Below are 2,210 nucleotides of genomic sequence, written 5' to 3'. Positions count from 1 at the left end.
CCAATGCCGTGGCCTCCGCCTTCGAGGCCGAGAGGTTCTCTCCGTCGAGCGCTCGTCGCACGTCGTGGACGACCAGGATGCCGGCGGCCTTCGCGTCGGCTCCGGCCTCGAGGACGGACCGGGCGAGCGCGCGCAAGTCGTCGTCGGCTGCGAGCACGGCGGCTTCCTCCTGGCCGACGCCGTCCTCGAGGAGCCGATCGTAGGCCACGCGCTGGTCGTCGCTTAGACTCGAGGACGGATCGTGTGGCTCATCCGACCTCGAGGTCGTGTCCTTCGGCGTCGGGTCGTTCGCCCTCGAGGGCGCGTCCGTCTCGGCCGGCTTGGACCAGCTGTCGCGCAGGGCGACGATCCGATTGAAGACGGGGGCTCCGGGGAGCGAGTCCTCGGGGTCGCGCCAGAAGTAGCCGGTCCGCTCGAACTGGTAGCGCGTGTCAGCCGCGTCGTCCGCGACGCTGGCCTCGACGTAGCCGGTCGCCTCGAAGAGCGAGTCCGGGTTCAGGACCTCGAGAAAGTTTTCCCGCGCGCCCGGGTCGGGGACACTGAACAGGCGGTCGTAGAGCCGGAACGAGGCCGGAAGTCCGGTCGCGGCGTCGACCCAGTGGACGACGCCCTTCGGCGACGCGTCCGGTGCCACGCGGGCACGGACGACGGTCTCGCCCTCGAGGACGCTGGCGCCTTCGACCTCGATGATCGGCCCGTGACGGAGCCGCACGACGGCGCCGGGTGCGAGCCGCTTCCAGCGCTTCGGCGGGTCGTCCGAATAGTCGTCGCGCTCGACGTAGAGCGACCCGCTGATCGGGAGCGGCCTCGAGGTCGGCGCGTCGGCGGGCGGGGTCACGTCGTGGGGCCAGTACGGCGCGTCGAGGATGGACGGCACGAGGCCCTCGACGTCCAGGCGGATCGGGTCGGTGACGGCGAGCACGCGGCGGGCCGTCCCGTTGAGGTCGTCGCGCAGGGCGTAGTCGAGCTGCTGGATCTCGACGGACCCGTTCGTCTTGGTGACGCCGAGATCGGCGAAGAAGCGCCGGAGCGCTTGGGGCCGGACACCTCGACGTCGGAGCCCCGCGATGGTCGGCATCCGCGGGTCGTCCCAGCCAGAGACGTGGCCGCCCTCGACGAGCTGGCGGAGCTTCCGCTTGCTCATCACCGTGTAGTCGAGGTTGAACCGCGCGAACTCGTACTGGTGCGGCCTCGACTTGGCCCCGGTCGGGGCCGGGGGCGGCTCCGTGATGCCGAGCGCGTCGAGGTACCAGTCGTAGAGCGGCCGGTTGACGTCGAACTCGAGGGTGCAGATCGAGTGCGTCACGCCCTCGATGGCATCGCCCTGGCCGTGCGCCCAGTCGTAGAGCGGGTAGATGGCCCACTCGGTCCCGCGGCGGTAGTGGTGGGCGTCGCGGCGGATCCGGTACATGAGCGGGTCGCGGAGTTTCATGTTGGGGTCCGCCATCGGCCCGTGCTCCCCATCGATCTTGGCGCGCAGCACGTGCGTCCCGTCGGCGTGCTCGCCGTTCTTCATCTCCTCCAAAATGCGCAGGCTCTCTTGGGCCGGGCGATCCCGGTACGGAGACGGCGTGCCGGCCTCGAGGACGGTGCCCCGGCCGGCGCGGATGTCGTCCTCGCTCTGGCTGTCGACGTAGGCCAGGCCCTTGGTGACGAGCTCCTGCGCCCAGGCGTAGAACTGCTCGAAGTAGTCGCTCGCGTAGCGGACCTCGGCCGGGTCGAAGCCGAGCCAGTGGACGGCGTCCAAGAGAGCGTCGGCGAACTCCTGGCTCTCGGCCTCGGGGTTCGTGTCGTCGTAGCGCAGGTTGGTCGCGCCGCCGAAGTCTTGCGCCAGCCCGAAGTTGAGGCAGATCGACTGCGCGTGGCCGATGTGGGGGTAGCCGTTGGGCTCGGGCGGAAACCGCGTCACGACGGCACGGTAGCGCTCGGCCTCGAGGTCGGCGGCGACGATCTCACGGATGAAGTTGTTCTTGGGCTCGGCGCGGTCCACGGCAGGGCGGGGGGGATGCGGGACAGTAACGACGGACTCGTCCTCGAGGTCGCTCGGTGCGGTGGAGACGCCTTGGAATTCGTGGGTTCGAGGTTCATGTTCTGATGGGTCGAGAGCGGTGCGTCCTCGAGGTCGGCGCGTGGTGCGATGTTTCAGTTTGCCGGGGCGCATCGAACGCGCGAACCGAGAACCCTGAACCCCGAACCGCCATGCACGGCCG

At 69.9% G+C, this 2,210-nt stretch carries 1 protein-coding gene; it reads right to left on the bottom strand.

The window, feature by feature from the left end; all coding sequences use genetic code 11:
* Window positions 1-1,990 (bottom strand): glutamine--tRNA ligase/YqeY domain fusion protein (locus WBA11_RS13600; RefSeq protein ID WP_424521214.1); only part of this gene is annotated, 1,990 nt, incomplete at its 3' end.
* Window positions 1,991-2,210 lie beyond the last annotated feature (220 nt).

Source organism: Rubrivirga sp., from assembly GCF_049648075.1.
In the GTDB taxonomy this organism is placed as follows: domain Bacteria; phylum Bacteroidota; class Rhodothermia; order Rhodothermales; family Rubricoccaceae; genus Rubrivirga.
The sequence above is the reverse complement of the archived record's forward strand: the minus strand, read 5'-3'. Positions and strand labels throughout refer to the sequence as shown.